The 26211-nt window shown below is 69.6% G+C and carries 22 protein-coding genes; 15 read left to right on the top strand and 7 right to left on the bottom strand.

The features are described from left to right. Positions 1 to 65: 65 nt before the first annotated feature. From ACQ1RG_RS03005 to ACQ1RG_RS02985, 5 genes are all read right to left on the bottom strand, one after another. On the bottom strand, positions 66 to 662 hold the full coding sequence (locus tag ACQ1RG_RS03005) for an alkaline shock response membrane anchor protein AmaP (RefSeq protein ID WP_009378756.1): 597 nt from the start codon (positions 660 to 662) through the stop codon (positions 66 to 68). Then, a complete protein-coding gene (locus ACQ1RG_RS03000; RefSeq protein ID WP_009378758.1) occupies positions 662 to 1228 on the bottom strand; it encodes a DUF6286 domain-containing protein in 567 nt (188 codons plus the stop codon). Before ACQ1RG_RS03000 ends, ACQ1RG_RS03005 begins: the two co-directional genes overlap by 1 nt. Beyond that, complete coding sequence (locus ACQ1RG_RS02995; RefSeq protein WP_100227478.1) at positions 1225 to 1593, bottom strand: Asp23/Gls24 family envelope stress response protein; 369 nt, start codon at positions 1591 to 1593, stop codon at positions 1225 to 1227. The genes ACQ1RG_RS03000 and ACQ1RG_RS02995 overlap by 4 nt, the downstream gene beginning before the upstream one ends. A 5-nt stretch (positions 1594 to 1598) precedes the next feature. Further along, positions 1599 to 1781, bottom strand: coding sequence for a DUF2273 domain-containing protein (locus ACQ1RG_RS02990; protein WP_009378762.1), 183 nt, complete (start codon positions 1779 to 1781; stop codon positions 1599 to 1601). 77 nt (positions 1782 to 1858) lie between these two features. Further along, a complete protein-coding gene (locus ACQ1RG_RS02985; protein ID WP_009378764.1) occupies positions 1859 to 2341 on the bottom strand; it encodes an Asp23/Gls24 family envelope stress response protein in 483 nt (160 codons plus the stop codon). Between the two features lie 209 nt (positions 2342 to 2550). Between ACQ1RG_RS02985 and ACQ1RG_RS02980 the strand changes: the two genes are divergently transcribed. From ACQ1RG_RS02980 to ACQ1RG_RS02950, 7 genes are all read left to right on the top strand, one after another. Then, positions 2551 to 3114 carry an RNA polymerase sigma factor gene (locus ACQ1RG_RS02980; protein WP_009378766.1) on the top strand — a complete coding sequence of 188 codons (564 nt, stop codon included), beginning with the start codon at positions 2551 to 2553 and terminating at the stop codon, positions 3112 to 3114. After that, positions 3111 to 3590, top strand: a complete 480-nt coding sequence (locus ACQ1RG_RS02975) for a hypothetical protein (protein ID WP_131248283.1) — start codon at positions 3111 to 3113, stop codon at positions 3588 to 3590. The genes ACQ1RG_RS02980 and ACQ1RG_RS02975 overlap by 4 nt, the downstream gene beginning before the upstream one ends. Next, positions 3580 to 4194: a hypothetical protein gene (locus tag ACQ1RG_RS02970; protein ID WP_009378770.1), complete on the top strand. Its 615-nt coding sequence runs from the start codon at positions 3580 to 3582 to the stop codon at positions 4192 to 4194. The genes ACQ1RG_RS02975 and ACQ1RG_RS02970 overlap by 11 nt, the downstream gene beginning before the upstream one ends. Positions 4195 to 4314: 120 nt before the next feature. Next, positions 4315 to 4884 (top strand): orotate phosphoribosyltransferase, encoded by a 570-nt coding sequence (gene pyrE, locus ACQ1RG_RS02965; RefSeq protein ID WP_009378772.1) that lies wholly within the window; start codon positions 4315 to 4317, stop codon positions 4882 to 4884. Between the two features lie 153 nt (positions 4885 to 5037). Then, positions 5038 to 5910: an ABC transporter ATP-binding protein gene (locus ACQ1RG_RS02960; RefSeq protein WP_009378774.1), complete on the top strand. Its 873-nt coding sequence runs from the start codon at positions 5038 to 5040 to the stop codon at positions 5908 to 5910. Beyond that, the gene (locus ACQ1RG_RS02955; protein ID WP_009378775.1) at positions 5910 to 7670 is read left to right on the top strand and encodes an ABC transporter permease; all 1761 of its coding nucleotides are present in this window, start codon (positions 5910 to 5912) and stop codon (positions 7668 to 7670) included. The genes ACQ1RG_RS02960 and ACQ1RG_RS02955 overlap by 1 nt, the downstream gene beginning before the upstream one ends. Further along, positions 7667 to 8299 carry a TrmH family RNA methyltransferase gene (locus ACQ1RG_RS02950; protein WP_009378776.1) on the top strand — a complete coding sequence of 211 codons (633 nt, stop codon included), beginning with the start codon at positions 7667 to 7669 and terminating at the stop codon, positions 8297 to 8299. Before ACQ1RG_RS02955 ends, ACQ1RG_RS02950 begins: the two co-directional genes overlap by 4 nt. Before the next feature lie 245 nt (positions 8300 to 8544). On the opposite strand, the gene ACQ1RG_RS02945 is transcribed toward ACQ1RG_RS02950, so the two are convergent. Together ACQ1RG_RS02945 and ACQ1RG_RS02940 are read right to left on the bottom strand one after the other, a co-directional pair. Beyond that, positions 8545 to 9690, bottom strand: a complete 1146-nt coding sequence (locus tag ACQ1RG_RS02945; RefSeq protein ID WP_009378777.1) for an acyl-CoA dehydrogenase family protein — start codon at positions 9688 to 9690, stop codon at positions 8545 to 8547. Between the two features lie 24 nt (positions 9691 to 9714). Then, positions 9715 to 10908: an acyl-CoA dehydrogenase family protein gene (locus ACQ1RG_RS02940; RefSeq protein WP_063249610.1), complete on the bottom strand. Its 1194-nt coding sequence runs from the start codon at positions 10906 to 10908 to the stop codon at positions 9715 to 9717. Between the two features lie 304 nt (positions 10909 to 11212). Between ACQ1RG_RS02940 and ACQ1RG_RS02935 the strand changes: the two genes are divergently transcribed. From ACQ1RG_RS02935 to ACQ1RG_RS02900, 8 genes are all read left to right on the top strand, one after another. Next, entirely contained in the window at positions 11213 to 13738 is a 2526-nt protein-coding gene (locus tag ACQ1RG_RS02935; protein WP_009378779.1) for a helix-turn-helix transcriptional regulator, read from the top strand. Further along, positions 13731 to 16361: a helix-turn-helix transcriptional regulator gene (locus ACQ1RG_RS02930; protein ID WP_342474196.1), complete on the top strand. Its 2631-nt coding sequence runs from the start codon at positions 13731 to 13733 to the stop codon at positions 16359 to 16361. Before ACQ1RG_RS02935 ends, ACQ1RG_RS02930 begins: the two co-directional genes overlap by 8 nt. A 380-nt stretch (positions 16362 to 16741) precedes the next feature. Further along, positions 16742 to 19348 (top strand): helix-turn-helix transcriptional regulator, encoded by a 2607-nt coding sequence (locus ACQ1RG_RS02925; RefSeq protein WP_119296687.1) that lies wholly within the window; start codon positions 16742 to 16744, stop codon positions 19346 to 19348. 215 nt (positions 19349 to 19563) lie between these two features. After that, the gene (locus ACQ1RG_RS02920) at positions 19564 to 21567 is read left to right on the top strand and encodes a nucleoside-diphosphate sugar epimerase/dehydratase (RefSeq protein WP_119296686.1); all 2004 of its coding nucleotides are present in this window, start codon (positions 19564 to 19566) and stop codon (positions 21565 to 21567) included. Positions 21568 to 21583: 16 nt separating this feature from the next. After that, positions 21584 to 22726 carry a GNAT family N-acetyltransferase gene (locus ACQ1RG_RS02915; protein ID WP_430600479.1) on the top strand — a complete coding sequence of 381 codons (1143 nt, stop codon included), beginning with the start codon at positions 21584 to 21586 and terminating at the stop codon, positions 22724 to 22726. Then, complete coding sequence (locus ACQ1RG_RS02910) at positions 22723 to 23862, top strand: GNAT family N-acetyltransferase (RefSeq protein WP_430600477.1); 1140 nt, start codon at positions 22723 to 22725, stop codon at positions 23860 to 23862. Before ACQ1RG_RS02915 ends, ACQ1RG_RS02910 begins: the two co-directional genes overlap by 4 nt. A 1-nt stretch (position 23863) precedes the next feature. Then, positions 23864 to 24904, top strand: coding sequence for a sugar transferase (locus ACQ1RG_RS02905; protein ID WP_119296683.1), 1041 nt, complete (start codon positions 23864 to 23866; stop codon positions 24902 to 24904). Further along, positions 24901 to 26085 (top strand): DegT/DnrJ/EryC1/StrS family aminotransferase, encoded by a 1185-nt coding sequence (locus tag ACQ1RG_RS02900; RefSeq protein ID WP_119296682.1) that lies wholly within the window; start codon positions 24901 to 24903, stop codon positions 26083 to 26085. Before ACQ1RG_RS02905 ends, ACQ1RG_RS02900 begins: the two co-directional genes overlap by 4 nt. Positions 26086 to 26211 lie beyond the last annotated feature (126 nt).

Here is a 26211-nt window from a genome sequence, read left to right as displayed (position 1 = left end):
ACGACGACGGAGCGGCGCCCCCTCCGCTGAGGGGGCGCCGCTCCGTCATGCCATCGTTCGGCCGACTACGCGAGGGTGACCTCGCGCTGCTTCCGATTCGACGACCGGGCGATGCCGATCTCGAGTCCCATCGCCGCGATCGGCACTCCGAGCGCTCGGCTGGCATTGCCGGCGACCCGGTGGGCGATGTCGGCGACGACGGCGTCGATGTCCGCGCGTTCGTCGACGTCGACGTGGACGATGAGCTCCGGTCGCTTCGCGGTGCCGCGGAGGATGACCTGGGAGTCCTCGACGCCGTCGGTGGCCTCGAGGTCGTCGGAGACCGCCTCGGCGACGACTGCCGCCGTCACCGAGGTGATGCCGGTGCGAGCATCCTGCTGGAGGCGCAGCGGCTTCGCCGCGTCTTTGCGCGGGATCTGCAGCGACAGCCACCAGATTCCGATGATCGCGAGCACCACCGCGATGACGACGGCGACGATCGCTGAGAACGGGAGCGCGAACTTGTCCGCGATCGGGGCGAGACTCGCCGAGGGATCGAGGCCGGGCAGGATGCCGGCCAGGAGTCCGAGCCCGAAGAGGGCGACGAACGCTCCGCCGAGGAGGAGGATGAGTCCGATGATGAACAGACCGGTCCGGTTCGCGCCTGCTGCCATGCGTCGCATCACTGCCTCCTGACCGCGTGCACGCGCACGCTCGGTTGCCGGACGAAATCGATCGAGCTCAGCCGACGCGTGACCGAATCGGCGACCTCGCTGCGGATCTCGGCGGTGTCACGCACCGGGGTGGTGAACGTGACGATCGACGAGCGGGTGTTCGATGAGGCGCGCACCCGGGCGACCCCGTCGACGGCATCCGCGGCCGAGGCGGCGAGGTCGGAGAGCGCCGACGTCGGCATGGCGACCTCGAGGCGCTCGACGTGCTCGGCTGCAGGGGCCTGCAGGCCGAGGATGCGGCGGGCTCCCGGCGAGATCGCGAGGATGACGAGCACCAGGCCGATGAGGCCGAGCACGATGCCCGCAGCGATCACCGCGGGGGTGGCCCACTGGAGCGATTCGGCGCCGGCGATGCCGGGCAGAACCGTCTCCAGAGAGGCGTCCGCGGAGTTCGCCTGCGCGATCGCGGCGATGCCCGCCCACCCCAGGGCCACTGCGATGAGCAGAAGGACCACGGCGACGATGACGGATGGCACGACCCGCGCGGGGCGGGCGCGCAGAAGCTGTGCACTCATGCCAGACTCCTCACTTCGGCTGAGCGGCCCGTACCTTCGGGCCGGAGCCAGGTCACGTCGATGTCGACCTGGCGGACAGCGACCCCCGTGAGCGATTCGACTTCGGTGCGCAGGGTCTCACGCACCGATTCGGTCGTCTGGGAGATCGGGAGCGGATAGCGGAGGCCGAGCCGGACGTCGAGGACGCAGCTGCGGCCGGATAGGGTCACCGACACGCTCGGACGGGCGTCGAGGCTGTCATTGCCGCCGATGCCGAGGAAGCCCGAGGTGGTGCCGCCGACTCCGGGAATGCCCTTGAGGATCTCGGAGGCCGTCTTCTCGACGACTCTGTCCGCGATCGTGAGGCTACCGCGTGATGCAGCCACGCCGATCACCTCCGCGTCGTCGAACGCGAGCTCAGGGCTCCGAGGTCGAGTCGACCGTCGAGGACGAGACCGATGGTGAGGCCGAGCCCACCGCAGATCGCGACGACGAGGAATGCGACGAATCCTCCGAAGTACGCGACGATGCCGAGGGTGAGTCCGACAAGCAGTCCTACGTAAGTTTTCGACATGGCTGTCCTTCCGGGGCTGTCGCTGCGCTCCCCGAGGCGAGTGCTCGCCTCGGGGGCGTCAGCGAGGGGTGGGTGTGTCAGGAGAGGTTGTTCTGATCGTCCGACTTCTTCTGATCGTCGTTGTCCTCGTCGGGGAGGTGGACGTCGGTGACGTCGATGTTGACCTCGACGACCTGGAGTCCGGTGCCCTGCTCGACGGCGCGGATGACGTTGCGACGGATCGCCTCGGCGACGTCGACGATCGAGGTGCCGTACTCGACGACGATCGTGAGATCGATCGCGGTCTGCTTCTCGCCCTTCTCCACGGAGACTCCGCCCGAGACGTTCGTCTGCGAGCCGGGGATCCGGTCGGTGAGGGTGTCGAAGGCGCGACGAGCGGCGTTGCCCATACCGAAGACGCCGGGGACCTCGCGCGCCGCGATGCCGGCGAGCTTGGCGACGACGTTCTCAGCGATGGTCGTGTTGCCCTTGTCGGTGACCAGGGGGCTGTTGACGTCGGCGCCGGCCGAAGCGGTCGAACCAGCGGTCTTGGTGGTGGAGGGAGCGTTGGTCTCAGGCATGATTGTTCATTCCTTTTCGTGTCGGAGGTGCTGACATAGGTACAGACGCAGCCGGTGGCGAATCCTCACGCACGAATCGCAAGAATTTCTCCGCATCGCCCGAAACCTGTGCGCGCACCGGCGGCCGCGGAGTCTCGATTCGGTGAACTTTCCTCCGAATATCCGGCAAGGCATGTTCCCAGGTCGGAGGCTCGCCTATGATCTGAGACATGGCAAGAGGTGATGATCGATTCGACGTCGTGACCCTCGTCGTGCGGGCCCGTGAAGGCGATGTCGACGCCTTCGCCGCCCTCGTCGACCGGTACGAGGTCAGACTGCTGCGCTTCGCGATGCGCACACTCGGGGACAGGCAGGACGCCGAGGACGTCGTCCAGGACACGCTCGTGCAGGCGTGGAAGTCCCTCAATGCGCTCGCTTCCCCCGAGGCATTCGGCACGTGGGTCTATCGGATGGCGTCGAACCGGTGCACCGACGTCCTGCGCAAGCGGGTCTCCCGGCCCGCCGATCCGGTCGACCCCGAGGACATGGGCGTCCACGCCGACGATCGGGCCTCGGTGGAGAAGCGGGTCGAGGCCCGCAGCGCGCTCGAGCGCTTCGCCGAGGTGTTCTCGACGCTGTCCACCGAGCAGCGCATCACGTGGGTCCTCCATCAGATGGAAGGGCTCAGCTACGCTGAGGTGGCCGACACCTTGGGCATCACCGAAGGCAGTGTGCGCGGCCGGATCCATCGGGCCCGAGCCGCCATCGTCGAAGGGATGAAGGGATGGACATGAGTGATGATCGCAGGCGGGCCGAGGACGAGCGCGCCGCTCCCGACCTCGACGCCGAGCTGCGCGACGTCATCGACGACTACATGGGCCACTACGTCCCCGACTCCGAGCAGACCGCCGGGATCCGCGAACGGATCCTCCAGCTCGTCCGCAACGACCTCTACCGGGGTCCGTCGACGAAGCTGCGCACGGATGCGGGGCACGAGTACTCGATCGCCTCGGCGGCGGTGCGGACGATCGTCCGCGATGCCGTCGACTCGGTCGACGGGATCCGCTCCCGCAGCGTCGGCATCGCCCCGTCCGGGGAACCGGCAGGCAGCGCCGCCGAGGTGCGACTGACCGTGACCATGCGCGCGGACGTCCGCTTCGTCGCCGCCGCGGATCTCATCAGGACGGCCGTCTCCGAGGCGCTCGTACGCGAGCTCGGAGTGCCGGCAGCACGGATCGATATCGAAGTCGAGGATGCCTATGTCGAATGACCCGCATGAGACGCCGACTCCGCTCGAGGTTCGGCACGAGGACCCCATCGTTGCCCCGCACCCGCCCGAGTCGCATCCGGACACGCCCTCAGCGCCGCTGCCGGGTCACGCACCGGCCGCGCGCACGGGCGAGTCCGACTCCGACGCGGCACTCGAACCCGAGCTGTCGGCCGGGGCCGACGCGACGTCTGAGCCCGAACTGCCCGCCGGGGATGATGCGAGACCGGAGCCCGAACTGCCAGCCGGGGATGACGCTACCGCCGACGGTGAGGAGGATCCGAGCGAGGTCGAACCGGTCACGCGCACGGCCCGGCAGCTCTCACACGAGGTCGCCGGCATCGCCGGAGTCGAATCCCTGGCACCGGGGATGAAGGACCTCGTGGCCAGCGCCACTGCGCGGGTGCTGCGCCGCGCCGGCGGACAGCCCACGGGCATCGACCTCTCCGAGTCCGACGACGGCTGGCGCGTGCGCATCGACGCCCACTTCGACGATTCGCGATCGGTCGCGTCGATCGTCGACGAGATCTTCACGGTCGTCGACCGAGAGGTCGGCGCACCGGTCGAGGTCGATCTCCGGGTGATCAGCCGCGGCGGCTCACACTGAGCCTCCCCGCCAGACTCGGCTTTCGCCTCGGCGAGGGTGAGGGTTGCCGTCCTGACGTGAGGACTGCGCCCAGCCTCGGCGGGGTCGGGACGGCCCTGAGGGCCAAGTAGACTGGGGGCCATGACCGACCCCGCAGACACGCGCCGACAGCTGCTCGGCCTCATCGACGAACTCGCCGTGGTCCGCGGCCGAGTCACCCTGTCCTCCGGCCGCGAGGCCGACTACTACCTCGACCTGCGCCGGGTCACGCTCGACCATCGCTCGGCGCCGCTCATCGGCGACGTCCTCCTCGACCTCCTCGAGGCCGAAGGGCTGCTCGAGGGCATCGACGCGATCGGCGGGCTGACGATGGGCGCCGACCCGGTCGGCACCGCGGTCATGCACCGCTCGGTGCTGCGCGGGACCCCCGTCGACGCATTCGTCGTCCGCAAGGAGGCGAAGAAGCACGGCATGTCCCGCCGCGTCGAAGGTCCTGACGTCGCCGGCAAGCGCGTCATCGCCGTCGAGGACACCTCGACGACGGGCGGATCCGTCCTCACCGCCGTCGAGGCGCTGCGGGAGGCCGGCGCCGAGGTGGTCGCCGTGGCCGTGGTCATGGACCGTGACACGGGGGCGAAGGAGAAGGTCGAAGCCGAGGCGGGGATCCCCTACCTCACGGCGCTGTCGACGAAGGACCTCGGCCTGGAGTGACGGGGGCGATCATGAGCTGGGACTCGACTGTCAATTCCGTCGAAATCCCTGCCCCGGTTTGAATCGCCGTGGGCGATTCACCACGATAGATGAGAAACTCTCACGGGGCCGCGGTTCCGCGCGGCCGCCTACGGACGAACGTAAGGATGACGTGTGCTCACACTCAACGAGGTCTCCCTCCGCAAGGGGAAGCGAACATATCTGGACGAGGTGAGCTTCACCGCCGAGGCAGGTCGGATCACCGCCGTCGTCGGCACCCGATCGGCAGGACGCACCGAACTCGTGCGTGTGATCATGGGTCTCATCAGCCCCGATGAGGGCACCGTCGAAGTCGAGGGCCACGAGCTCGACTTTGGCGACCGGCAGAACTTCGGCTACCTGCCCGGTGAGCGCGGCGGCTACCCGAACATGCGGGTCATCGACCAGATCGTCTACCTCGCCCGTCTCCACGGCATCACCCTCGGTGCGGCCGAGCGCAACGCCCTCACCCTGCTCTCGCGCCTCGAGCTCGCCGACCGCGGCTACGCTCCGCTGAAGAACCTCAGCGGCGCCGAGATCGCCCGCGTCGACATCGCCGCCACCCTGGCCGCCGACCCCGACGTCGTCGTCATCGACGATGCCTTCGCCGGCCTCGACGCGAAGTCGACCGAACTCGTCATGTCCCTCCTGCGCGCCCACGCGTCCTCGGGGGTCCCCGTCATCCTCGCCACCGACGACTGGGAGGCCGCAGAGAAGCACGCCGACGACATCGTCGCGCTCAGCCAGGGCAGGGTCACCGCCTCCGGCAGCGTCGACGACCTCCTCGGCGAGCACCGCTACCGTGTCGCCCTCGCTAACGCTGAGGCGGCCGCGAAGACCCTGTCAGGACGGTCGGGGATCACCGAGATCGAGGTCATCGACACCGTCATCACCTTCCGCGCGAACGATCCCGGCTCGGCCGCCGCGACCGTGGCGAGGCTCGAACGAGTCGAGAGCTTCGAACGCATCCGCCCGACATTGGCCGAGCAGTACAAGGAGGCCCTGTGATGGCACGCAAGGACGACGCGCAGGACGCGGAGAACGCCAAGGACACGACGACGTCGAGGGCATCCGGCAAGGCCGCCTCCGGAACGGAGCCGACGACCTCGAAGGGCACGGCCCCCAAGAGCCTCGACGACCTCGACATGGGCACTACCGGCACCGAGTCGGCCGACTCCGACTCGACGACCTCGACGTCGAAGTCGGCTGCCTCCAAGGCGTCGGCTGCCAAGGCGGGCACCTCCACCTCTGCGGCCTCCAAGAAGACGGCCGACACCGAGGCGGATGCGACGGCCGGACTCGATGAGGTCCCCTTCGAACTCGCCGAGGACCGGCCGAACCCTGAGGACCTGCCCGAGACGGGACTCGTCTCCGAGTTCGTCGACGTCGGCCGGCGTCAGGCGTCGTGGCTGGTGTCGAACCGCGAGAGCTCGACCGTCATGCGCTCGCCGTTCTTCCTCGTCACCGTCGCCGTCGTCATCCTCGGCATCCTCGCCGTGATCATCAGCGGCATCGTCCGCGAAGCCCAGGTCGACTCGGGCACGCCGAGCATGGCCATGGTCGGCGTCGGCGAGCAGGCGGCGATGTACGAACAGCAGCTCGGTGTGAAGATCACCGACGTCGCCGATGCCCAGGCGGCCGAGCAGCTCGTCCGCGATGGTGAGGTCGACGCCGCGTTCATCCAGGACCCGACGGGTCAGACGCAGCCGACGATCATCGCCCTCGACAAGCAGCCGACCGCGCTGCTCGAGAAGCTCGCCCCGCAGACCGAGGCGACCCTCCTGCAGACCCCGGCCGTCGCCGAGGACATCGCCACTCCGCTGCTGTGGGGCATGGTCGTCTTCTCGCTCCTCGTCATCGGCACCCTCGGCACCGCGCTCTACCAGAACCTGCGTTTGGAGAAGCGGAACCGGATCACCGAGATCATCGCGGCGACGATTCCGCCGCGCGCGGCCGCCTCGGGTCGGATTACGGGCATGCTCACGCTCGTCGTCATCCACCTCCTCGTCGCAGCCGTCGTCCTCGAGCTCGGACTCTCGATCTCGGGCAGGACGTCGATCGCCTTCGCGATGCTGCCCGGACTCGGATGGTTCGCCCTCACCCTCTTCTTCACCGCGTGGGCGATCTTCGCCCTCCTCGTGTGGGCCTCGACCCTGACGAGCGATCGCGCCCGCAGCATCGTGCTCACGATCATCGGCATCCTCACCGTGGGCGGCGCGATGGCCCCGGTCATCGTCGGCGCGAGCGGAACGGTCGGCCGGGTGCTCTCCTGGACTCCGTTCACCTCGCCGCTGGGCATCGCGGGCCGCTTCTTCTCGGCCCAGCCCGAGTGGTGGGAGGGCCTCGTCGCCGCAGCGATCGCCGCAGTCCTCGCCCTCATCCTCCACGCGGTCGCCGGCGGTGCCTACGTCCGCTCGGTCCTCTCCGGCGGAGGCCGCGGGGGCAAGACCGTGAAGATGAGCAAGCGCGCGAAGAAGGTCGCCGCCGCCTCCGACTCCGAGGAGGACGCCGATGCGAAGGCGTCGACCGCCTCGGCGAAGGGTGCGGCAAAGACGGCCACGGCGACGAAGGACGCCGACGCCGACGCAGATTCGGACGACGCGGACGCTGACGAGGTCGTGACCGTCTCGGAGACCGAGGAGGTCACGACGACGAAGACGGCCGGCGCGACGAAGGCTGCGGGCACCACCGCCTCGGCGAAGGGCACCCGCACGACGAAGGCCACGGACGACGCGATGGACTCCGGGAAGGACTCCGACGCGAAGTGACCGACGGTCTCGAGCAGCAGCAGGTGGGGGTCGGTCCGTGGACCGGCCCCTGGCCTGTCGGTGAGGAGTACGATCCGGAGCTGCTGCGCGACGGGGACCGGCGCAATGTCGTCGACAAGTACCGCTACTGGCGCCACGATGCCATCGTCGCCGACCTCGACACGGTGCGGCACGGGTTCCACGTCGGTGTCGAGAACTGGCAGCACGACCTCAACATCGGCTCGGTCGTGCGCACGGCGAACGCGTTCAATGCCGCGGCCGTGCACATCGTCGGGCGGCGGCGCTGGAACCGGCGCGGGGCGATGGTCACGGACAGGTACCAGCACGTCATCCACCATCCCAGCGTCGACGACCTGCTCCAATGGTGCGTCGAGAACGACGTGCCGCTCATCGGCATCGACAACTTCCCGGACTCGGTGCCGCTCGAGACGTTCGAGCTGCCGCAGCGGTGCCTGCTGCTCTTCGGCCAGGAGGGGCCGGGGCTGAGCGAGGAGGCGCATCAGGCGAGCTCGGCGGTGCTCTCGATCGCCCAGTACGGTTCGACGCGGTCGATGAATGCCGCGGCCGCAGCGGCAATCACCATGCACGCGTGGATCCGCCGCCACGTCTTCGAGCAGCCGATCGGGTAGCTCGGCACGGACTCTGGCACGCCCGCGAGGCGGGTGCGGGCGGAGTGCTGGCGGCACGCGGGCGGCCGCTAGCACGCGGACATCGCCGCCACGTCTTCGACCAGCCGGTCGGGTAGCGCGGCAGCACGCAGAAAAAGGACGCTCAGTGTCGATTCGCAAGCTCAGAATCGACACTGAGCGTCCTTGATCCCGCTGTGACTCACCGGGCGGTTGCCCTTCCGCCGAGACTCACCAGGCCGCCCTCCTCAGGACAGGTCGGCGGCGTGGGGTTCGATGAGACCGCCGATCGATGCGAGCTCGGCGGTGAGCGAGTCCGCGTCGTCGAAGGTCTTCGAGATCACGGTGAGGCGCTTCGCGTAGTGCCCGATCGGGTACTCCATCGTCATGCCGATGCCGCCGTGCATCTGGATCGACTCCTGGCTGATGTGGCGCGCGGTCGAGTCGATGATGATCTTCGCGGCGATGACGTCGCGGTGGCGATCCTTCTCCGCGCCCTCCGCCTCGGCGGTGACGGCGAGACGGGCGAAGAGCGCCATGCTGCGGGCGTACTCGAGGTCCGCGTAGAGGTCCGCGGCGCGATGCTGGAGCGCCTGGTTGGCACCGATCGGCGCCCCGAACTGCTCGCGGGTCTTGAGGTACTCGGCCGTCATCGTCAGCGACGCCTCCATCGCGCCGACGGCCTCGGCCATGAGCGCGGCGTTGGCGATGTCGAAGACCTCCGAGAGCACGGCATGGGCGTCGCCGGCGTCGAGGCGCTGGGCGGGAGTGCCGTCGAAGCGCACGCTCGCGCTGCCGAGCCCGTCGGCCTGGCGATGGGTCACACGTGTGAGCCCCTGCGCGTCGGCGGCGACGAGGAAGAGGCCGAGCTCGCCGTTCTCGACCGCGGTGACGACGAAGTGGTCGGCGACATCGCCGCCGAGCACACCGTTCTTCTCCCCGGTCAGGCGCACTCCGTCACCGTCGGCGGTCGCCGTCGTCGTCGGCTGGGCGAGAGCGTAGCGCTGCCCCGGCTCGAGGGCGGCGACGGCGAGGAAGGTCTCGCCCTCGCACACGCCGGGCAGGATCGCCTGCTTCTGCTCCTCGCTGCCGGCGAGCAGCAGCGCATTGGTGCCGAGGACCGCGGTCGCGACGAAGGGCTCGAGCACGAGCGAACGGCCGAAGGCCTCGAGGACCACAGCCACCTCGGCGAAGGTCATCTCCGCACCGCCGAAGCTCTCGGGCACGGTGAGGCCGAGCAGGCCCATCTCCGCGAACTGCTGCCACTTCTCGCGCGAGATGCCCTCGTCGCTCTTGAGGATCGCCTCGCGGGCGGCCGCATCGTATTCGGTGCGCAGGTACTTGCCCAGGGTGCTCGCGAGCTCCTGCTGGATGTCGTTGAGTTCAAGATCCATGGATGTCCACTTCCTTCGCCGGGCTCAGAGCCCGAGCAGAGCCTTCGAGATGATTCCGCGCTGCACCTCGGACGAACCGCCGTAGATGGTGACCTTGCGGGTGTTGAAGTATGCGGGCAGGGCGTCGACGGCGCCGAGCGGCAGGTCGGTCAGCCCCTCGCCCTGGACCCGGTCGGTGACGAAGTCGAGACCCTGCGGTCCGAGCACGTCGACGAGGATCTCGCTGATGTCCTCCTGCAGCTGCGAGCCCTTGAGCTTGAGCACCGAGGACCGCGGATCCGGCTTGTCCGAGCCGGCGGCCTGCGTCGAGAGGATCCGCAGCTGGGTCATCTCGAGCGCGGTGAGCTCGGCTTCGAGCCGGGTCAGGCGCGCCGAGAACAGCGGGTCGTCGAGGAGGGTGCCGGTGGCCGTCTTCGTCACCGCCGCGTACGCCTTGGCACGGGCGAGGTTGACCTTCGAGGCGCCGATCCGGGCGATCCCGGTGCGTTCGTTGCCGAGGAGGAACTTCGCGTACGTCCACCCCTTGTTCTCCTCGCCGACGAGGTTGTCCACCGGCACCTCGACGTTGTCGAAGAAGACCTCGTTGACCTCATGGCCGCCGTCGATGAGCTGGATCGGGCGCACGGTGACGCCGGGGGACTTCATGTCGATGAGGAGGAACGAGATCCCCGCCTGCTTCTTCACGTTCGCATCGGTGCGCACGAGCATGAAGATCCAGTCCCCGTACTGGCCCAGCGTCGTCCACGTCTTCTGTCCGTTGACGATGTACTTGTCCCCGGACCTCACCGCCGAGGTGGCCAGGGAGGCGAGGTCGGATCCGGCGTTGGGTTCGGAGAACCCCTGCGACCACCAGATGTCGATGTTCGCCGTGGCCGGGAGGAACCGCTCCTTGAGCTCCTGCGAGCCGAAGTTCGCGATGACCGGCCCGACCATGGAGACGTTGAAGGGCAGCGGCGAGGGTACGCAGGCGAGCTGCATCTCCTCGAGCCAGATGTGGCGCTGGACCGGGGTCCAGTCCTGACCGCCCCACTCGAGCGGCCAGTGGGGCACGGCGTACCCGTTGGCGTTGAGGATCCGCTGCGAGGTCACCATGTCCTCTTTGGACAGCTCCTGGCCGGTGGCGACCTTGAAACGGAGCTCTTCGGGGATCTCCGTGCGATAGAACTGACGCATCTGCTGCGCGAACTCGCGCTCCTCTGCGCTCAGAAGGGTGTCCATGAGTGCTCCTGATAGATCGTTCAGTAAGTTTCTGTCCATACTACGTTCGCGTGAAGTGTCCCACAAGTAGCTCACCGAGGTGGTCGACAGGCGGACGGGTCGATTGCGGGGAGCGGGATATGCGGTTACAGTGTCCCCACATCCCCAGCTTCGCGGTGGTCAGTGGTCCCCTCCCGACGGCCTGCGAGTCCGAACCTCCGAGCGCCGTACCCGGAGGATCCGCTCGAGCATCCGCGAGGCAGACAGCCGTGTGCTGTCCGCGCGATCCGCGGGCAGGACTGCGGCGACACCGAAAGAAGCGCACATGTCGGTTACGGTCCCATCCCCGCAGGGTCGCGCTTTCGGCTACGCAGACGAGGTCTCGGCGGTGCGGCACGCGCTCGTCGACCCCGACCGCTGCGGGTGTCTCGTCGTCGGCGCCGCGGGCATCGGACGCACCACCGTGATGAATCGGGCACTCGACCATCTCGAGTCCGACACCACGGTGCATCGCCTGCGCGGTTCCGAGCTGCTGCGCGACCGCGAGCTCGGCGTCCTCGAGATCCTCCTCTCCCAGGCCGGCGCCCACCGCGAGATCGCACCCGGGGCGGCGCTGTCGACCCTCGCCCGCGCCTTCGCGGCGGCGAGCGAGGACACAGTGCCCATCGTCCAGCTCGACAACAGCAACCTCATCGACACCACCTCGCTGGCCGTCCTCTGCCGCCTCGCCGATGCCCGTCGCATCCGCCTCGTCGCCGGCGCCGAATCCATCCGGCCGCCGGTCGATCTCCTCGCGAAGCTGTGGCTGGGCGGATCGCTTGTGCGCATCGACCTCACCGGACTCGACGAGAGCGCGATCGCCGCGCTCGTCGAATCGGCCGGAGCCCCGACCCGCTCGGCGGCCGAGCTCCTGCGCGACACCGGCGGCAACCCGCGCCTGCTCAACCAGGTGATCTTCGGCGCCGATCAGTCGAGCGCGCACGAGCGCATCCTGTGGAACGTCCCCAGCGGCCTCCGGCCCGTCCTCGAGGTCGTCGCCATGGTCGGCGAGGTCCCCTACGACAGCCTCGCCCTCCTCTGCTCGCCGGGGGAGATCGACGCCCTGGCCGACATCGGCCTCGTCGTCATGGAGCGCGGCCCGGGCGCCGGGGTCCACCTCGCCGAGCCGGTCATCGCCGAGACCCTCAAAGCCCATGTCATGCCCTCCCACAGCCTCAGACTGTTCCGGCTCCTCGCCGATGTCGTCGACCTCGACGACCTCGAGGGCCGTGCCCTCTTCGGGTACCTGCGCTGGGGTCTGTCCCTCGGCGTCGGGCAGCCGGAGGACCGGATCTTCGCCGCCGTCGGCGATGCCAACGCCGAGGGGCGGTACTCCGACGCGGCCGACCTCATCGTCGCCTCCGGGTGGGAGACCGACCGTGTGCTCCTCGAACTCGTGCGCGCGGACAAAGGAAGAGGGGGGATCGCCGAGGCGGAGCAGACCTTCGCCCGTCTGCTCGCCGACGCCGATGAGGACGCCGACCCCCAGTACCTCTCCCGGCTCCTGTGCATGGACTATCGCCTCACCGATCCCAACGCTCCGGAGGAGCTGCGCGTCGAATGGGTGCGCGACCTCCTGAGCACCCCGGCCGACACGGGCCGCGTCGACGTCACCCGCGCCCGCTTCGCCCTGCGGGGAGGCCGCCTCGACGAGGCCCGCTGCCTCGCCTCCGAGGTCTTCCACGACCACGAGTGCCTCAACCGGCATCGGCTGCGGGCCTGCGCGATCCTCGGTCTCGTCCTCGTCCTGCAGGGCCGGGTGGTCGACGGGATCCGCTGCATCGACCAGGCCGAGCTGATGTTCTCCCTGCCCGGCCTGACCAGCTACGAGCTCGAGGACGCGGCACCGCAGATCTTCGTCTCCCGCTACCTGTCCGGGGACTGGGCCGGGGCGCGGCGATCGGTGCGCGAGGCCCGGTCGGGGGACCGGATGTTCGAACTCGCCGGGGCGCTGGTCGACCTGCGCACCGGCCATCCCGCGCGAGCCCAGTCGACCCTGCAGGCCGTGCTCGAACCGGCCCAGGAGACCGATCTCATCGATCTCACCGGGGTGGGACGCGCGGCCAAGCGCTACGCGGATGCGCTACTCGGCCGGCCCTCGGATCCGCAGCGGCTGCGGGAGGCGACGTGGGACGAGGAGCGGGCGGACCGCTACTCGTGGTGGGCGGAGGCCGAAGCGCGCCTCTTCGACCTGCAGGCGCTCGCGCTCGCCCATCCCGCCGAGGCGGCCGACCGCCTCCATGCCCTCGGCACCTCGATCGCCGAGCACGGCGCGGCGACGATGGCCGCGTTCGCCTTCATCGAGGCCGCTCGCCTCGGTCAGGGATCCGCCGGCCACAGCCTCGCCGTCCTGGGAGGTGAGATCGACGGTGCCATCGGGCGGCTCGCCCGGACCGTGGCCGAGGGCGTCCTCGTCGGAGACGCCGATGCGCTCATCGAGGCCGCACGCGCGTCCCTCGAATTCGGTTCGTACCTCACCTCCTCGGACTTCGCGAAGCTCGCGCAGAAGCGGGCCGTCGAGGTCGGCGACCGCTCGGCGGTCAAGGAGGCGAGGATCCTCATCGGCAACAGCACGCGCACGGTGCGCTCGGGTGCCACGGGGTCGCGGTTCCACACCGTCCTCTCCGACTTCGAGCGCAAGCTCGTCGACGGGGTCATGGCGGGGGCGAGCAGCCACGAGCTCGGGGAGCTCCACCATCTCTCGGCGCGCACCATCGAATGGCACCTGAGCCGGATCTACCGCCGTCTGCAGGTGGCCAACCGACGCGAGCTGCGCGAACTCGTCTCCACGTGGGGCAGGGTCCATGTCTGAGGCGCGGGATCGCCGGGACTGCTTCGGTCGCGACGGCGAGCTCGCCGAGATCGCCGCAGCCCTCGTCGGAACGGGAGCCGCCGGAGTCGTCATCGAAGGCGACACCGGGGCGGGGAAGACGAGCCTCATCGAGCTCATCCACGCCGAACGCGGCGGCCGCGAGCTCTGGGTGCGCGGGGACCGGGTGCTCGCCGAGAGCCCGTTCGGCGCCTTCGGCCTCGCCGTCGACCTCGCCGACGACGAGGGGACGCTGCTCAACCGCGTCGTCACCATGCTCACGGCCGGCGAGGAACCGCCCGTCGTCTTCGTCGACGACGCCCACCACCTCGACGACGCAAGCGTGAGCGTGCTCAGCCAGCTCGCCACCGACGGGGAGATCCGCATCGCCGTGACCGTCCAGCCTGCGGTCGACGGCCGCTCCCCGCACTTCCGGGAGCTCGTCGCCGACGGACTGCTCCACCACGTCCTCCTCGACCCGCTCCACGAGGACGATGTCACGACGATGCTCGAGCACCACCTCGGCGGGGTGGTGTCACGGGGAGTCATCGACGCGACGATGTTCCTCACCATGGGGGTCCCGGTGCGGGTCCTCGAACTGCTCAGGTACGCCCGGCAGTGGAACCGGTTCCGCCTCCGACACGGGGTGTGGCTGCTCGACGGACTCGACATCGCCTACGACGAGCGGGTCCGCGACGTCATCTCCTACCACCTCGCCCGCTACAGCGAGGAGCAGCGGGGTGCGCTCGAACTCGTCGTCCTCGCCGGCGAGGTCGAGGTCGAGCTCATGCTCAGTGCCGGGTACGGGGAGGCCGCCGATGACCTCGTCGCCGCCGGGGTCATCGGACTCGAGTCGCGGGGCTCGCCCGTCTACGTCGCCCTCGAATCCCATTCGACGGAGACGATCCGGGTGACCGTTCCCGTCGGACGCAGCCGCCGGATGTTCGAACTCGTCGAATCCGCTCCCGGCACGCCCTCCCAGCGCTCGCGGATGCTCCGCGCCGACTGGGGCCTGAGCTGCGGGGCGAGGATCTCCCTGCGGGATTCGATTGACGCGGCAAGGATCGCCATCGCCCTCGGCGAATGGCATCGGGCGCTGCGGATCCTCCGCGGGGTGCCGTTCGAGGCGATGGACCCGCAGGAGCTCTTCGACCTCGGTCGCCTCTACTGCGACGTCAACCTCGTACCCGTCGGCCTCGACATCCTCGCCAGGACGGTGCGCCGGACGCAGACGCCGTTCCTCGTCCTCGAGGCCTTCATCGTGTGGATCTTCCGGGATGTCGGACGCGAATCCCCCTCGCTGTCCGTCGACGACTTCCTCACCGCACTCGACCGGATCGCGGCCGCCGCGGACGGGGACGCCGAGGTCCTCGCGCAGATCGACCTCACCCGCGTCACCCTCGACCGGATCGCGGCCGCCGCGGACGGGGACGCCGAGGTCCTCGCGCAGATCGACCTCACCCGCGTCACCCTCGACCGGGTCAGCCGGCTCACGTGGGCGCGCCTGTCCGGTGACGACGTCGTCGACGCACGGTGGATGACGGCCGAGGAGGTGCCGGAGACCCTGCGGGTGAGCATCGCGATCGCCTTCGCCTCGAAGGAGCTCGAACGCGGCCGCGGAGAGGATGTGCTCGACCTCCTCGAGGAGACCGAGGCGAAGATGACGACCATCGGCACGCCGCTGATCATGCTCGACTGCTTCCGCACGTGGGCGATGCTCCAGGCCGGCAGGCGGGACGAGGTGAGGGACGGGCTGAGCGAGGTGCGCAGCCAGGACCTCGCGTTCCTCGCCGCCTCGAGCGGGCCGCGCGACCTCGTGCTCGCCCGCATCCTCGGCCAGGAGGGGCGGTGGGCCGAGTCCGCCCGGCGTGCGGCCGCCGCGGTCGAGGCCTTCGAGTACTGGAACCAGCAGCAGTTCATGGCCTTCGCCCTCGCCCAGGCCGAGTATTCGGCGATGATGAGCGGAAACGCCGAGGCGGCCGACGACTTCGATGCGCGCTTCGTCCGCCTGCCGGTGGCCAATGTCTACCTCGAGGGCGGCCGCGCGCGGGGCCTGCGGCTCGTCGCACGCGCCGTGCTCACGGGCGAGCAGTCCTACCTCGACGCCCTCACCGAGGTGCTCGCGGAGGCGGAGGCCGACCATGAGTTCGCGCTCGCGATGCGGCTGCGGCTCGAGCTGCTGCGCCACTTCGGCCTCTACGACGCCGAGGCGATCCTCGCGCTCGCCGCCGCGGCCGGCGAGAGGGACCGGTGGCGGTTCGGATCGCTCGGCGCGGCCCTGCGGGACGAGGACCCGGAGGCGCTCACGGCACTCGCCGACGACCTCGGCGGGATCGGACCGGACCTCGCCGAGCGCTGCCGCGAGATCGCCGAATCCTGGCGTGAGGAGCCCCCGACGCACCCCCATCGTGTCCAGGAGGAGGCCGTCGAGCTGACGAACCGGGAGCGGCAGATCTCCCGGCTCATCGTCGCGGGCCTGTCGAACGCGGAGATCGCCGAGGAGCTAGGCGTCGCGGTTCGCACCGTCGAGGGCCACACCTACCGGATGTACCGCAAGCTCGACATCACCTCCCGGTCGGAGGTGGCCGAGGCGCTCAGCCGCCTACGGACCGACCGGCCGGGATGAGGGAGGGCGGACCCATGCGAAATCGCAGATCAACGGGCCGCCCGCGACTGTGCGATCGAGTAGCGAAGAACGACACGCAGGGAATTCGAGTAGTCACCTGCTGTCACGCAATCGTCATCGGCGAGTGATCGAGTAGTGACATTCCGGGAACCGGCGGGCACATTCGAGTATCTGCCGAGAATTATCCCGTAATGACCACCTGGTGACCGGTGGGACGGCTCACGAAGATGGGGTGCATGCACATCCCCGCATATCCCCAGAATCCCCAGTCATCCCATCCCCACGTGCCGGCCCCACCGCAGCGGAGCCGACCTGACGAGACCGATCCGCGCACATCGCGATCGAGCAGGCCGGGCGAACTCGCACGGCTGCGGACGCTCTTGGAGCGTCATCGCGCAGCTGCGGTCGTCGGCCGGACCGGCCTCGGCAAGGCCTCTCTCCTCCGAGAGGTGGAGGCCGAATGGTCGGGACCGGTCCTGCGCGTCCACTTCAGCCACTCCGAGCCGGGCAGCGACTGCTCCGGAATCGACATCCTCCTCACCTCGCTCGGGGCGATCGACAGCCGCACCTCGGTCGCCGACCTCGCGCACGACCGCGGCGAGGACATCGCCGATGCCGCCCAGTCGGCGCTGCGCGGAGCCGGAATCGCCGACGACGCGCTCATCGTCGTCGCCGGAGCCGACCGGATGGACGGACCGTCCCAGGCGGTCCTCGGCCAGATGCTCAGGCGTGCGCAGGCCGGGTGCGCGAACTTCGTCGTCTCCGCGACCTCCCTACCCGACGACGGACCCCTCTCGCTCATCCCCACCGTCGAACTCCGGGAGTTCACCCGCGACGAGCTCGTCGCCGCCGCGCAGGACCTCTGCGAGGGCCGGCTCGCCCCCGAAGCGGCGCACCTCGCCGCTGCCACCGCGTGCGGGCGTCCGCTCGCGCTCGAGAGCATCGTCACGGAGATGAATCGACGGGAGCGGCTCGGCGACGGTCCGCTGACCATCCCCGTGCGCCTCGGCGACACCGGGGCATCGATCCTCCGCGACGTCCTCGGCAGCCCCGGCCCGCAGACGATCACCCTGCTCCGACAGCTGTCCCTGGCACCGGCAGCGCTGTGGGGACCCCTCGCCGCTCGGATCCCGGGCCTGTGGGAGATCGTCGACGACCTCGAGACCCGCGACATCATCGAGAGGCGCGGTCCGCATCTGCGCATCACCAACCACCTCGTCCGCGCCTGGGCCCACCAGTCGATGGGGGCGAGCGAGCGCATCGCCGGCCACGAGCAGCTCGCCGAGGACTCCGCAGGCGTCGACCCCCGCCTCGAGCACTGGCATGCGTCCTTCGCCCGGCCGACCGAGCAGACGGCGCCGACGCTCATCGACGACGGCAGGACGCTCATCACCGAGGGAGCCGGCCCGGCCGGAATCGAGTTCGTCGAGCGGGCGATGCGGGTGAGCACCGACGACGAGTCCCTGGCACCCGCCCTCATCGACATCGCATGGCAGCTCTACGAGCGCGGCGAGTTCGTCTTCGCGAGCCGCTATGTGCGCATCGCCGGACAGTCGGATTCGCCCGCGCTCGCGGTGCGGGCACGGACGCTGGGCATCCGGATCGACTTCTCCCAGCGCCAGACGCTGCCCTCCCACCTCATCAACAGCTGGTCGAAGAGGGAACGCGCCGAGGCGCCCGCCGAGGTCGCCCTCCTCCAGCTCACCCTGAGCATGTGCCGCTGCGAACGCGGCGAGTACGCGGAGGCCGAAGAGCTGCTGCGGGAGGCGCGCGGGGCCGTCGACCACCTCAGCGAGGACGGGCGCCGGCTGCTCGAGGCGGCGACGATCCGGCTCGAGAGCGCCCGCGGGACGGACCGGTCGGCGGTGCGGAGCTTCACGGCCCTGCGCGACCACGACGGCGACGACCTCGACCCCGAATTCGTCCTCGCGGTCGCCTCGGGGCTCATGCTCACCGAGCACTTCGACTCGGCCCAGGCCGCGCTCTCCCTCCTCCGTCGCAGCAGCGGGGACGGAACGATCTGGCGACTGCAGGCGCGCTGCCTGCAGGCCGAGACAGCCGTGCGTGCGGGCCGTCTGCGGCTGGCCGACGAACTCATCCGCGCCGTCGTCGCAGACAGCGTCACCCTGCCCGGCGTGCGGCCCGACCGGGTCCTCGTCCTCCGGGCGTGGGCGCTGCTCATGCACGGTGCCGCATGCGACGCCGAACCCGTCGAGGAGCAGCTCGCCGCCCTGGCGACGACGTCGGAGAACCGCCGCCTGCTCGCCGAGCTCAACGCCCTGCAGGGAAGCTGCCTGCTGCGGATGGGATACCCCGCTGAGGCCGTGCGCCATCTGCGGCGATGCGACGAACTCTCCGCGAACGAGGTCAATCCCAACGTCCGCCGCCACGAAGCCGATCTCATCGAGGCCCTCGTCGAGATCGGGCGCAGAGAGCACGCGGCACTCCTCGTCCAGCAGCTGCGCAAGCGGGTCGAACGCTGTCCCTCGCGGTGGGCGGAACTCGCCCTGCGCCGGGGCGAGGCCCTCCTCGCCTCCGGGGACAAGGGCAATGAGCTCTTCAACCTCGCGCTGCGGTCGTGGGGCGCCCAGGACTCCCTCTACGAGAAGGCGCTCACCCACACCGCCTTCGGCAGGCGCCTGCAGCAGCTCGGGTCCGATTCCCGTGCCCGGGAGCAGTTCCTCGCCGCCGAGGCGATCCTCACCGAGCTCGGGGTCGAGGGCTCCGCGCAGTCGCCGGGTCCGCCCGCGCCGGCTCCCTCCGAACCCCCGGTCCACCCGCAGCTCGCCGAGCTCAGCGAGGAGGAGCTCAAGGTCGTCGAACTCGTCAGGGCGGGACTGAAGAACAAGGACATCGCCGGCCGGGTCTTCGTCTCCCTGCGCACCGTCGAGCTCCGTCTCACGGCCGCCTACCGGAAGCTCGGTGTGGGGTCGCGGACCGAACTCGTCTCCCTTCTCGCCGGCAACCCCAGGCTCGCCGCCGTCTGAGCACCCGACTGGCGGCAGTCCGCACAGCCCGCGCGGATGCCCGCAGAACCGCTCCCGCATCGGGTCCGCGGCACGGACACCGCCATAGCGTGGAGGCGATCGCGAATCCCCCGAGAGGCACGGTTCCCGCTGCGGCCGACTTCGATCGTCCGCAGCGCGAACGCCGCCCGAGGGCGAGAGCGCACCGCAAGTCCCATAGTGCATTGGAGTTCGCAATGACAGCATCCGAACACCCCGATCCGGCGCCTGGAGCGCCCTCGGGAAGTCGGTCGTCACGACTGGCGATGGTGATCTGGGAGAACAAGACGTGGCTGCAGATCGTCTTCGACGCCTTCGCCTGGGTCCTCGCCGGAGGACTGGCCTGGCTGGTCCTCGGCTTCGGGTGGATCAGCGGGCCGACCGTCGGGATGGTCCTCGCCGTGGCCCTGGCCCTGCAGCTGCTCGTCGGACTCAGCCTCGGCCTCTACCGGCGCCGCTACCACTACGGCAGCTTCGCCGAGTTCGGCGGGCTCGTCCTCGTCTGCCTCGCGGTCGCGTGCGCGCTCATGGTCGTCACCGCCGGTGACGCGCCGTTCGTCCTCCTCCTCGTCTTCGCCGCCCTCATCCTCATGTCAGGCACCCGTTACGTCATCCGCTGGGTGCACCAGTTCGCGACCCGCCCCCGACAGGGGGAGCGGGTGCTCGTCGTCGGTGCCGGCGACGCCGCGGAATCCCTCATCCGGCAGATGCTCTCGGATCCTCTGGGCGCGTACCTGCCCGTCGGCCTCATCGACGACGATCCGCGCAAACGTCACCTGAGCATCCACGGGGTGCGAGTGCGGGGCACGAGCGACGACATCGCCGAGGTGGTCGACTGGCTCAACGTCTCCGGCGTCATCGTCGCGATCGCCGACTCCGATGCGCGCTTCCTCCACGCGTGCCGCAACAGCCTGCAGATGACCGGTCGCTGGCTGCGCACCATCCCGCCGCTGGCCGAACTCGTCGACCGTCGGGTGCAGATCGCCGACATCCGCGACCTCAGGGTCGAGGACCTCATCGGCCGCAGTCCGATCCACACCGATCTCACCGAGATCGCGGAGACGATCGCCGGACGGCGCGTCCTCGTCACCGGTGCGGGAGGTTCGATCGGCAGCGAACTGTGCCGGCAGTTGTCCTCGCTGGGACCCGAATCCCTCATCCTCCTCGATCGCGATGAGTCCGCCCTCCACGGGGTCGAGCTCACCCTCTTCGGCTCTGCGCTCCTCACCTCGCCGAACACCGTGCTCGCCGACATCCGGGACCGGGAGGCCCTCGACCGGATCTTCGCCGCGACGAGACCGCAGATCGTCTTCCACGCCGCGGCCCTCAAGCACCTGCCGATGCTCCAGCGGTTCCCGCAGGAGGCGTGGAAGACCAACGTCCACGGGACGCTCAACGTCCTCGAGGCCGCGGCGGCGGCCGAGGTCGAGACCTTCGTCAACATCTCCACGGACAAGGCGGCGGCGCCGACGAGCGAACTCGGACGCAGCAAGCGGGTGGCCGAGCAGCTGGTCAGCGGCTTCGCAGCACGATCGGCCGGAACGTACCTGTCCGTGCGGTTCGGCAACGTTCTCGGCTCCCGCGGCTCCGTGCTCCACGCGTTCCAGGAGCAGATCCGCCGAGGCGGTCCCGTGACCGTGACCGATCCCGAGGTCCGGCGGTTCTTCATGACCATCCCCGAAGCCTGCCAGCTCGTCCTCCAGGCCGCTGCGATCGGGGAGGACGGCAACATCATGGTCCTCGACATGGGCGAACCCGTGCGCATCGACGACATCGCCCGCAGCCTCGTCGCCATGTCCGACCGCTCTGCCGACATCATCTACACCGGACTGCGTGAGGGCGAGAAGCTCGACGAGGAGCTCTTCGGCGACTACGAGGGTGCGGTGGTGCGGGTCCACGAGCGGATCAGCCGCGTCGAGGCTCCCGCGCTCGACCACCGGATCCTGCCGGGGCAGTCGGCATCACGACAGGTCATCGACCTCTTCTGTGCCCAGACCTGCACGACCGGACTCGAAGGGCCGACCGAGACGGAGCCGGTGCAGTCCCCGGCGCTCGCGTCCGTGAGCGTGCGCTCTGAGAGCGGAGCCGACGGAGATGCGGGCGATGCCCCTGAGAAGGGTCTGCCCGAAGCGAACGATGACACCCGAGAACTCCTCGAAGCCGTCCGCCGACGCTTCGTGGGTGAACCCAATGCCGTCTGACCCGAGTGAGGACACCATGCACATCGACGACGACCTCGCCGACACCGCCTTCCACATCGTCGGCACCGATTCGACCCACGGCTACGAGACGTGGCTGGACGCCTGGCACCGCTGTGCCGCCGGCGACGCCTTCTCCCACCCCGACTACCTGGCGACCCTCGCCGCTGAGGGGGAGACGCCGTTGGCTGCCGTCTTCGACGACCGCTCCGGCTCGCACGTCCTCTATGCCTTCCTCCTGCGCGAGGTCACCCACGATGCCTGCGGGCGTCCGGTGACGAGCGAGTGCTACGACGTCGCCGCGCCCCTGCTCTACGGGGGGCCTCTGCTGAGCTTGGGACACCGGGCGGACATCGCCGACGTCAGCGATCGGTTCTGGCGGCGGTTCCGCCACTGGGCCCTCGACAAGGGAGTCGTCACCGAGTTCCATCGGGAGAATCCGCTCGCAGACTCCTCACTCGGCTACCCGGGAGACCACATCGAGCAGGCCCCGCACGCTGTGAAGAGGCTCGAGGGCCGCACCATCGACGAGCTTCTCGCCGACGCCTCGAAGAGCTATCGGAGAACCCTGCGGAAGGCGGAGTCCTCCGGAATCCAGGTGGTCGTCGACGAGCGCGGCGAACGGCTCGAGGACTTCCTCCGGCTGCACCGCGAGACCCTGGACCGCAACGGCGCCGATGAGCGGTTCTACCTCGACCGTGACTACTTCGCGATGCTCCATCGTGAGTTCGCCGGCAGCTTCGCCTACATCTACGCGCTTGAGGACGGCAGAGCGACCTCGGTCGAATTCATCCTCTTCTGCAACGACATCGCCTACGCGCTCCTCGGCGCCTCCGATGCGCAGGGCCTGCGGTCGGGAGCGAACAGCTATCTCGTCATGCAGGCGTTCCTCTACGCCCAGTCCCGTGGAGTCGCCGACTACGTGCTCACCGGGGGAGTGACGAACACCGAGGACGACAGCCTCCTGCGCTACAAGCTGTCGATGGCCAAATCCGGGCGCCGACGCTATCGCACGGCGCAGCAGGTCATCGATCCGGAGCGCTACTCGGCGCTGAGCTGCCCTCACACCACGGACAGCTTCTTCCCCGTCTATCGATCCGCGCAGCACAGCTGCACGCACCTGGTAGAGACCGAGAGCCGGACGACGGAGGTGTCGGCATGAACGCGCAGTGGAAGGTCCTCTGGGCCGAGGCGGCAACGGACCGGGAGGAGTGGATCGGACTCTGGTCCGCCTCGGCGGAGCGACATCCCTTCGCCCACCCGGACGTCTGCTCACTGCTGCGCGCCGGGGACGGACAGCTCGCCGCCGCGGTCATGACCGTCGGCGACGGATACGTCCTCTACCCCTTCTTCCTCCGCGAGATCGATGCGGAGCTCACGGCACGGTCGGGCGACGAACGGATGTTCGACATCATCTCGCCCTACGGCTACGGGGGACCGCTGCACTGGGGCATCAGGGATATCGACGCGGCCTCCGCGCAGTTCTGGCGCATGTTCGATCTCTGGGCGGACGAGAACTCCGTCGTCAGCGAGTTCTCACGGCTCACCCTCTTCACCGAGACGATGCTGCCCTACCAGGGCACGACGCGCAGACGCCAGACGAACTACGTCCGCGACCTCAGCGTCCCTGCCGACGACCTCGGTCAGAAGGTCGCCCCGAAGGTCCGCAGCAGCGTCCGCCGCGCCCTGCGCGAGGGCGTCACCACGGTCATCGACACCGAGGGCGAGTTCGTCGACGACTTCGTGCGGATCTACACCGAGACCATGGAGAGGCGCGAGAGCGCGGACTGGTACCGCTTCGAGCGCCCGTTCTTCGAGGGGATCCACGCAGCGCTGCCGGGCCAGTTCGCCTACGTCTACGCCCAGCACGAGGGCCGTCTCGTCTCCGTCGACCTCCTGCTCTTCGGCAGGGAGGACGGCTACTACTTCCTCGGCGGCACCGAGGCGGCGGCGTTCGGCGTGCGGCCCAACGACCTCGTGAAGATGGAGTCGATGAAGTGGCTCCAGGCGCAGGGCCGACGGCGGTACGTCCTCGGCGGCGGCGTCACCGCCGAGGACAGCCTCGAACGCTACAAGCGCGGCTTCGCCCTCGAGGGGCAGTACGACTACTTCACCGGCGAACGCATCCTCTCACCGGGCCGCTACGAGGAGCTGCTGGCGGCCCACCGGCACCGCCTGGCGGCGAACGGACTCGACTTCGACGAGGCGAGCGACTTCTTCCCCGCCTACCGGCGCGGAGCCGAGGCGCTGAGCCCGACGGAACCGGTGGTCAGGCAGACCGCTGAGGCGAGGTCCTGAGATGGCCTATCCTCATCTCAAACGCGCCATCGACGTCACCGGAGCGGCCTTCGGACTCCTCGTCCTCGCTCCCGTCATCGCCGTCGTCGCCGGTCTCGTCCTCGTCGCCCACGGCGCGCCGGTGATCTTCACCCAGGAGCGGGTCACCGAGGGCAACCGGATCTTCCGCCTGAAGAAGTTCCGCAGCATGCGACCGCTCGACCCGGGGCGCGGGTGGACGGACGACTCGGCTCGACTCACCGCTCTCGGTCGCTTCATCCGGGCGACGAGCCTCGACGAGCTGCCGAGCCTGTGGAACATCCTCGTCGGGGACATGAGCCTCATCGGACCCCGACCCCTGACGACCGAGTACCTCCCGCTCTACACGCCCGAGCAGTCCCGACGGCACGCCGTCCGCGGCGGACTGAGCGGACTCGCCCAGGTCAGCGGCCGCAACGCACTGTCCTGGGACGAGCGGTTCGACCTCGACGTCGAGTACGTCGAGACGATGAGCCTGCGCACCGATCTGCGGATCCTCGTGCTCACCGTGCTCACGGTCTTCCGCCGCGACGGCGTCAGCCATCCTGGCAGCGCGACGATGATCAGCTTCGGAGGCAGCATGCGCTCGGACCTCATCGAATTCGAGCAGATCGCCCGCACCCGGGAGCTCACCCAGTGGATGGCGCGGACCCGAAGCGGCGAGCGCGTCGGCCTGTGCGAGATGGTCGGCACCGGCGACGCGGCGCGGATCATCCGCTTCCTCCCCGATCCGACCCATCCCGCGCTCGAGGACGATGAGCACGAGTCGCTGTGCCGCGAAGTGCTGCGGCTGCTGCTCAACAGGGTCCGGGCGACCGACGCCGACTACGCCTTCTGCCCCGCCTCGACAGCCGCCGGCGCGCCCCACCTCTACCTCGCCTCCGGCTTCCGGCCCATCACCGACCCGCGCGGAACCGTGCCGCTGCCGCACCCCGCCTCACCTGCACGCGCGGGCGAGGAATACCTCTGCTGCGCTCTGCGGACCGAGGCCCACCCGACCACCGAACTGAGGATGGCGTCATGACGATCTCCGATGCCGAATCGACCACCGAGACCCGGGCACCCGAGATCGGGCGGATCCCGCTGTCGACCCCCGACGTGGGAGCGCTTGAGGAGGAGTACCTGCTCAGCGCCTTCCGCAGCGGGTGGATCGCTCCCACCGGCCCCGATCTCACGGCCTTCGAAGCGGAGCTCGCCGCCACCGTCGGCGTCCGGCACGCGGTGGGACTGTCGTCGGGAACCGCGGCCCTCCACCTCGGACTCCTCGGTCTCGGGGTCCGACCGGGCGACCGGGTGCTGACCTCGACGATGACGTTCGCCGCGACGGCGAACGCGATCACCTACTGCGGGGCGGAACCGGAGTTCATCGACTGCCGATCCGACGGGAACATGGACCCGGCGCTGCTCCACGACGCCCTCCGCACAGCCGCCGGCCGGGGACGCCTGCCCGCCGCCGTCGTCCCCGTCGACCTGCTCGGACGGCCCGCCGACTACGACCGGATCCTGCCGATCGCCGCGGAGTTCGGCGTCCCCGTCCTCGTCGACGCCGCCGAATCGCTGGGCTCGCTCCACTCCGGTCGGGCGACGGCGAGCATGGGACAGGCGGCAGCGGTGTCCTTCAACGGCAACAAGATCATGACGACCTCAGGTGGAGGAGCGCTGCTCACCGACGACGGCGACCTCGCCGCGTACGCGTCCTACCTCTCCGCCCAGGCGCGGCAGCCGGTGGCCCACTACGAGCACACCGAGGTCGGGTTCAACTACCGTCTGAGCAACCTCCTCGCCGCCATCGGCAGGGCCCAGCTCACCCGTCTCGAATCGATGATCGCGTGCAGGCAGGCGAACCGGGCCGCCTACCTCGAGCTCTTCGCAGGGACCGAGGGCATCGCGCTCTTCGGTGCGGACAATCCGCACCCGGACAACGCGTGGCTGACCGCCGTGCTCATCGACGACGAGGTCACCGGCTTCAGCGCCGAGGAGCTGGGCAAGCGGCTGGCCGACCATGACATCGAGACCCGCCCGCTGTGGAAGCCGATGCACCTCCAGCCGGTGTTCACAGGCTGCGTCATGCACGGCGGAGAGACCGCGGAGGCCCTCTACGCGACCGGCCTCACCCTGCCCAGCGGCTCCGCGCTGAGCCCGAGCCAACTCGATCGGGTCCTCTCCGTCATCGCCGAGGTCCTCTGCGGAGGGCCGCACCGGTGATGCGGCAGCCCGTACCCTCAGGACCGGTCGGCGGTGCCGACCGGGTCCGCGTGCCTAGCCTGGAACGAAGGCAGTCACCACGCCCCACCCGCGCTGCGATCCCGATCCGCAGTCGCCGACCCGAGT

Source organism: Brevibacterium sp. K72, assembly GCF_050562175.1.
Taxonomy (GTDB): Bacteria; Actinomycetota; Actinomycetes; order Actinomycetales; family Brevibacteriaceae; genus Brevibacterium; species Brevibacterium casei.
The sequence above is the reverse complement of the archived record's forward strand: the minus strand, read 5'-3'. Positions and strand labels throughout refer to the sequence as shown.